The sequence below is a fragment of the Streptomyces sp. NPDC059477 genome (assembly GCF_042749375.1).
GTDB lineage: Bacteria > Actinomycetota > Actinomycetes > Streptomycetales > Streptomycetaceae > Streptomyces.
In genome coordinates this window covers 45,678-52,195 of sequence record NZ_JBHYUG010000030.1, presented here as the reverse complement: position 1 = coordinate 52,195, position 6,518 = coordinate 45,678, and the positions used below count along the sequence as shown (strand labels likewise).

Annotated in this window: 4 protein-coding genes; 1 reads left to right on the top strand and 3 read right to left on the bottom strand. The window is 73.2% G+C overall.

Features of this window, described 5'->3' with window-relative positions; all coding sequences use genetic code 11:
* The first annotated feature begins 302 nt into the window (after nucleotides 1-302).
* Nucleotides 303-710, top strand: coding sequence for a rodlin (locus tag ACFXAZ_RS17545; RefSeq protein ID WP_384591290.1), 408 nt, complete (start codon nucleotides 303-305; stop codon nucleotides 708-710).
* A 71-nt stretch (nucleotides 711-781) separates the two neighbouring features.
* Here ACFXAZ_RS17545 and ACFXAZ_RS17540 read toward each other — a convergent pair whose 3' ends face one another.
* The 3 genes from ACFXAZ_RS17540 to ACFXAZ_RS17530 form a co-directional block, all read right to left on the bottom strand.
* Nucleotides 782-2,374 carry a von Willebrand factor type A domain-containing protein gene (locus ACFXAZ_RS17540; RefSeq protein WP_384591287.1) on the bottom strand — a complete coding sequence of 531 codons (1,593 nt, stop codon included), beginning with the start codon at nucleotides 2,372-2,374 and terminating at the stop codon, nucleotides 782-784.
* A gap of 167 nt (nucleotides 2,375-2,541) precedes the next feature.
* Nucleotides 2,542-3,348 carry an ABC transporter permease gene (locus ACFXAZ_RS17535; RefSeq protein ID WP_384591388.1) on the bottom strand — a complete coding sequence of 269 codons (807 nt, stop codon included), beginning with the start codon at nucleotides 3,346-3,348 and terminating at the stop codon, nucleotides 2,542-2,544.
* Nucleotides 3,349-3,497: 149 nt separating this feature from the next.
* Nucleotides 3,498-6,158 carry an alpha/beta fold hydrolase gene (locus tag ACFXAZ_RS17530; protein WP_384591284.1) on the bottom strand — a complete coding sequence of 887 codons (2,661 nt, stop codon included), beginning with the start codon at nucleotides 6,156-6,158 and terminating at the stop codon, nucleotides 3,498-3,500.
* Nucleotides 6,159-6,518: the final 360 nt, after the last annotated feature.

The following is a 6,518-nucleotide window of genomic DNA, read 5'->3' as shown; positions in this document are numbered from 1 at the left end:
ACACAGAAATTATCGCGGCGCGGGGCCACCGCGCCCCCAACCACCGCCCCCCGCCCCCCCCCGGGCGCCCCGGGACCGCCGGCCGCCCGCTTTTCCGTGTCGCCCCGCCGTACGGCACCCGTACGGCACCCATCCGACACCGTCATACGGCGTTGACCCTGACGTGAACATCACGCCGGACATTCATCCCATTATGGGAAAGAACTGAGCCGATCGGGGCAAAGCCCACAACCCGCACCGCTCCGGAGCCGTTGATGATCACGCAACTCCCCACCGGAGTCCGCTTTTCGAAGGGAAAGAACATGAAGAAGCTGTGGGCCACCGCGGCTATCGCCGCCTCCGTCGCCGGCCTGGCGGCCACGGCCGCCCCCCAGGCGCTGGCCATCGGCAACGACAACGGCACCACCTCCGCCAGCGGCAACGGCGCTTCGTCCGTGTTCGGCAACTCGGCCACGTTCGGCGACCAGAGCCCGCAGCTCTCGCTGGTCCAGGGTTCGCTGAACAAGCCGTGTGTCGGTCTGCCGCTGAAGGCCAACGTCGGCTCCCTGATCGGTGCCGTGCCGATCGCCGTGCAGGACGTCCCGATCCTGTCGGCCCCGCAGAACCAGCAGTGCGTGGAGAACTCCACCCAGGCCAAGGGCGACGAGCCGCTGTCGCACATCCTGGACGACATCGCGGTCCTGTCGGGCAACGGCGCCGGCAACCGCTGATCCGTATCCCGCACCCGCGAAGGCGGGCCACCGGTTCCCCCGGTGGCCCGCCTTCGTCGTGTGCGCCCCCGTCACAGCAGACGGTCCGCCCGGTCGATCGTCTCCGCCAGTTCCACGACCGCCTCGTCCTCCGTGTCACCGGCGAGGTCGTGGGCGATCCCGGCGAGGTCGTCCAGCGTGGGGGCGCCCGGCAGCCGGAGGGAGCGGGAGTCCTCGCGGCGCAGGGCGTCGGCGAAGTAGGCGGCGACGGCGGTGACCTGGAAGCGGTCGGAGGCGCTGCCCACGCCGTCCGCGAGGGCGGCGGCCTCCAGTGAGCCCGACTCCTCGTGCGGGGTGCGGCTGTCGGGGTCCTGCCAGCGGACGGTGGCCGTGGCGAGATGCCCTGCGGCGCCCGGCTCGGTGCGCACCGCGTACAGCGCGGTCACCGTGTGGCCGGGGCCGATCTCGCCGCCGTCCACGCTGTCGTCGCGGAAGTCCTCGTCGGCGACCTGTCGGTTGTCGTAGCCGATGAGCTGGAACTCCTCGACGGTCTCCGGGTCGAAGGCGACCTGGGCCTTGGCGTCGCGGGCGGTGAGGTCGATGGTGCGGGGCAGATCCTCGCAGAAGACCTCGCGGGCCTCCTCGGAGGTGGACACATAGGCGGTGTGGCCGTCGCCCCGGTCGGCGAGCTGTTCCATCAGGTCGTCGCCGTACTCGCTGCCGACGCCGACGCCGAACAGGGTGATGCCGTGCTCGGTGCGGGCCTCGGAGATGTTCTCCAGGATGGTGGCGGCGTCGGTGTCGCCGGTGTTGGCGAGCGCGTCGGAGACCAGCACGACCCGGTTGGTGGCGTCCTCGCGCAGGCCCTCGACGGCGGTGGCGTAGCCGGTCTCGACACCGGCGCCGAGGTTGGTGGACCGCTGGGTCTCCAGCTCGTCGATGGCGTCGTGGATGTCGTCGCGGTTGCCGTCGAGCCGGGTCATCGGCAGCACGGTCTCCGCCTCGTCGGTGAAGGTGACCAGGGCGACGGAGTCGTCGTCGCGCAGTTGGCCGGTCATCACGCCGAGCGCCTCCTTGGCCAGGTCGAGGCGGCCGGGCTCGGCCATGGAGCCGGAGACGTCCAGGACGAACGTGAGGGCGGCGGGCGGGCGTTCGTCGTCGGCCCCGGCCGGGCGGGTGGCGAGTCCGACGCGGACCAGGGACCAGTCGTCGTCGCTGGTGCGGGCGCCGTCGACGGTGACCGTGAAACCGTTTCCGTCGGGACGCTCGTAGTCCTGGCGGAAGCTGTTGACGAACTCCTCCGGGCGGACCGTCGCCGGGTCGGGCGCCCGGCCGTCGGCGAGGGAGCGGCGGGCGTAGCCGTAGGAGGCGGTGTCGACGTCCAGGGCGAAGGTGGAGAGGTGGTCGGGCTCGGGCGCGAAGTCGCGGTCCGCGCTGCCCCACTCGTCGGTGCCGTCCGGGCCGTCCGTGCTGTCCGTGCTGTCCGGGTCGTCCGTGAGGTCACCGCCGTCGTCGGGGCGGACCTCGCCACCGTCCGGTGCGGCGGGCGCGGGCCAACCGTCGCTCTGTCCGTGCGCGTCGGTGCTCTCGGCCCGGCCGCCCCCGCCGCAGCCCGCCAGCAGTGCGCAGGCCGCGGTGACGGCGAGCAGCCCGCCGCGCAGCCGTCGTGTCCGGTATCGCTTCATCCCCGTTGCCCCCAGCGTCCGTTGCGGCCGATGTCTGCGACTGTGACGGCGCCGGGGGCCGGAATGTGCGTTCCGGGGAGTTGCGGATGGGTCTCGAAGTGGGCACGGAGGGCGCCCTCCGAGACCGGTGGGTGACCCTCCGTTGACCTACCTTGACCTTCGTCGGCCTACGACACGATGTCCTTGCGGGCGAAACCCCTGAACGCCAGCGCGAACAGGATGAGCGCGTACGTGACCGAGACCGCGGCGCCCTGGATCATGCCGGACCATTCGAGGGTGGGCTGGACGGCGTCCGCCCAGGCGAACTGCCAGTGCGCGGGCAGGAAGTCACGCCAGTCGCCGAGGGCGGTCACCTGGTCCAGGACGTTGCCGACGATGGTCAGGCCGACCGCGCCGCCCACCGCGCCCAGCGGCGCGTCCGTCTTGGTGGAGAGCCAGAACGCGAGCCCGGCGGTGACCAGCTGGGAGACGAAGATGTACGCCACGACCACCACGAGCCGCTGCGCCGCCGTCGCCGGGTCCAGCTCGCCGCCGGTCGGGATGCGCAGCGGACCCCAGCCGTAGGCGACCGTGCCGACGGCCAGCCCGACCACCGGCAGCAGGATCATCGCGGCCAGGCTCATGCCGAGCGCGACCACCAGCTTCGACCACAGCAGCCGCACCCGTGGCACGGGCGCCGCCAGCAGATAGCGCAGCGAGGACCAGCCGGCCTCGGCGGCCACGGTGTCCCCGCAGAACAGGGCGACCGGGATCACCAGCAGGAAGCCCGCCGACACGAACAGGGAGACCGCCGCGAAGTTGGCGCCGGACGCGGTGGCCGTGTCCATCAGGGTGATCCGGTCCCCCGGGCCCTCCTGCTCGCCGCCGATCGCGAAGGCGACGACCAGCACGAAGGGCAGCAGCACGAGGATCGCGCCCATGATCATCGTGCGGCGCCGCTTGAGCTGGCGGATCAGCTCGACGCGCAGCGGCAGGGTGCGGCCCGCGCGATAGCCGGTGGCCGCGTCGCCGGACGGGGGCGCATCCGCCGGGGGCGGGGTACCGGGGGCCTGGGGTCCCGTGCTCCCGGCGTTCCCCGTGTTCTCGGCGTTCTCGGCGTTCTCGGCGTTCTCGACGGCCGTGCTCACGACGAGCCTCCGATCAGGGTCAGGAAGGCGTCTTCCAAGCGGCGGTTGGGGCCGACCGACTCCACCGGCACCTCCAGGCGGACGAGTTCGGGCACCAGGCCCGCCGCCGTGCCGCCCGCGTCGAGCCGGACCAGGAGCCCGTCGTCGGTGCGCACGGCCGAGACGACGCCCGGCAGCGCGGCGACCTTCTCGGCGAGCGGCCCGTCCACCGGCGTACCGGTGCCGACGAGCAGGGTGTCGCCGGAGCCGATGATCTCGCTGACCGGCCCGGCCTGGACCAGCCGGCCGCGGTCCATGACCACCAGGTGGGTGCAGGACTGCTCGACCTCCGCCAGCAGATGGCTGGAGACGATCACGGTCCGCCCGGCCGCCGCGTACCGGATCATCACCTCGCGCATCTCGCGGATCTGGGGCGGGTCGAGTCCATTGGTCGGCTCGTCCAGGATCAGCAGGTCCGGCAGGCCGAGCATGGCCTGGGCGATGGCCAGGCGCTGGCGCATGCCCTGGGAGTAGGTGCGCACCGCGCGGGCGAGCGCGTCACCGAGCCCGGCGATCTCCAGGGCCTCCTCGATGTGCGCGTCCCCGGCGGGACGGCCGGTGGCGGCCCAGTACAGCTCCAGGTTCTCCCGCCCGGACAGATGCGGCAGGAATCCGGCGCCCTCGACGAAGGAGCCGACCCGGGACAGCACGGGCGCGCCGGGCCGGATGGCGTGCCCGAAGACGCGGATCTCGCCGCCGTCGGGGGTGATCAGGCCCATCAGCATGCGCAGGGTCGTGGTCTTGCCCGCCCCGTTGGGTCCGAGCAGGCCGAGCACCTGGCCCTGCTCCACCCGGAACGACAGGTCCTTCACGGCGTACCGGTCGCTGGAGCGGGAGTAGCGCTTGCTCAGCTCGGTGATCTGGAGCGGGACGTCGGCGAGCGCCGGGTCGGGGGCCGGGGCGCTGGTGCGGCGGCGGGCGGTGAACAGCAGCAGGGCGGCGATCACCGCGCCGGCCAGCGGCAGCCACCACACCCAGGACGACAGGCCGCTCTCGCCGGTCGTCACCTCGGGGGCGGTCGGCACGCTCAGGCCGCCCTGGACGGAGACCGTGTAGGTGGCCGGGGCCGCCGGGGAGGCGTAGCCGAGGTCGGTGGAGGCGAGGACCAGGCGCAGCCGGTGGCCCTGCTGGACCTCGTGGTCGATGGCCGGGAGGGTGAGGGTGACCTCCTGGCCCTCGGCGGCGTCCGTGACCCGGACCGGGGTGACCAGCTGCGAGGGCAGCACCTGCTGGCGGCCGTCGGGGCCGACGTCGTACACCTTGGCGAACAGGACCGCGTCCTGGCTGGTGGAGGTGACCTGGACGGTCGCCGTCGGGGAGCCGGTGATGCGCAGGTCGTCGGCGAGGGGGGCGGTCTCGAAGGCGGCGAACTGGCCGGGGAAGTCCAGCGAGACGCCGACGCCGAGGGAGGACAGCTGGGACAGGCCGCCGCCCGCGCCGAGGCCGGGCAGCGCGGAGATCGCGGGCGGGCTGGCGCCGGCCGGGTTGGTGACCTCCTGCTCGTCGCCGGTCAGGGCGAGGTCGCGGGGGTCGGAGCGCAGGCCCGGGTAGCTGTCGGCGCTCGCGCCGCGCAACTGGGCCTCGCCGTCGGTGGAGTCGATGCCTCCGGTGCGGGTGACGCGGAAGGCGGGGCCGGTGGCGGTGGCCGTGTCCTCCTTGAGGTACCGGTCGAACCAGTCGGTCACCCGCTGCTCGACCCGGTCGGTCTCCAGGTCCCCGCCGTCGTGTCCGCCGGAGATCCAGTCGACGTCGACGGGGGCGCCGTTGGCGCTGATCGCCGCCGCGGCGGCGTCGGCCTGCCCGAGCGGGAACAGCGAGTCGCTCTGGCCCTGGAACAGCAGGGTCGGTACGTCGATCCGGTCCGCGACGGCCGACGGCGAGCGCGCTTCGAGCAGCTCGCGCGCCTGGGCGTCCGGGGTGCCGGACTCGGCGACCCGGTTGTACATCTGGCACAGCTCGGTCTCGAACTGGGTGCAGCCGCCGCCGGAGTTGAAGAAGATGCCCGCCCACAGCTTCTTGAAGACATCGTTCGGGAACAGGGCGTCGGCCAGGTTCCAGTACGTGATCGCGGGGGCGATGGCGTCCACCCGGTCGTCGTACCCGGCCGCCAGCAGCGCGATCGCGCCGCCGTACGAGCCGCCCGCCAGGCCCACCCTCGGGTCGCCGTCCGTGTCCAGCTCGACCTGCGGCTGCTCGGCCAGCCAGTCGAGCAGCCGGGAGACATCGGCGACCTCGGCGTCCGGGTCGTTCAGCCCGATCTGCCCGGTGGACTCGCCGAAGCCGCGCGCCGACCAGGTCAGCACCGCGTAGCCGTCGCGGGCCAGGTCCTCGGCCTGCGCGCGCATGTCGTCCTTGCTGCCGCCGAAGCCATGGCCCAGCAGCACGGCCGGGCGTCCGGCGTCCGCCGGACCGGAGGTGAAGTACGAGGTGTCGACGCGCACCCCGTCACCCATGTCCATCATCCGGTCGCTGCGCAGCACGGGGGCCGCGTCCTCTGACGCGACGGCCGTCCAGGTCCCGGCGCCGGCGAGTACGACGACGGCGGCAGCGGCGGCCAGCAGCCTCCGCGACCGCCGTGCCCGCCGTATCGCGCGCAGCCCGGGGAGTCGAAGATCCATGGCGCCCACAGTACGGGGCCGATCTGTCGGCCCCGACAGCTTCCGGGCGGAGGCCGGACGCCTCCCGGAGACGTACACGGGGCGGGTGGCGTACTGCGGGCGCGGTACGCCACCCGGGGGATGCGTCAGGGTCGGGGACGGGGCGGGGTCAGGGGCGGGGACGGCGGGGGACTCGGGACGCGGGACGCGGGACGGAGAACGACGGGACGGAGAACGACGGGGCGGCGACGGTCCGGCTGGCCGAGATCGTATTCAGTCCGCCGTTCGGGAGGCCACTCGATGCGCTGAAGGATCACGTAAACCCGCATGTCGCGCGCGATCACGGCTTTGCCTGGGAAGGTCGGCCCCCTGCGAACGGAG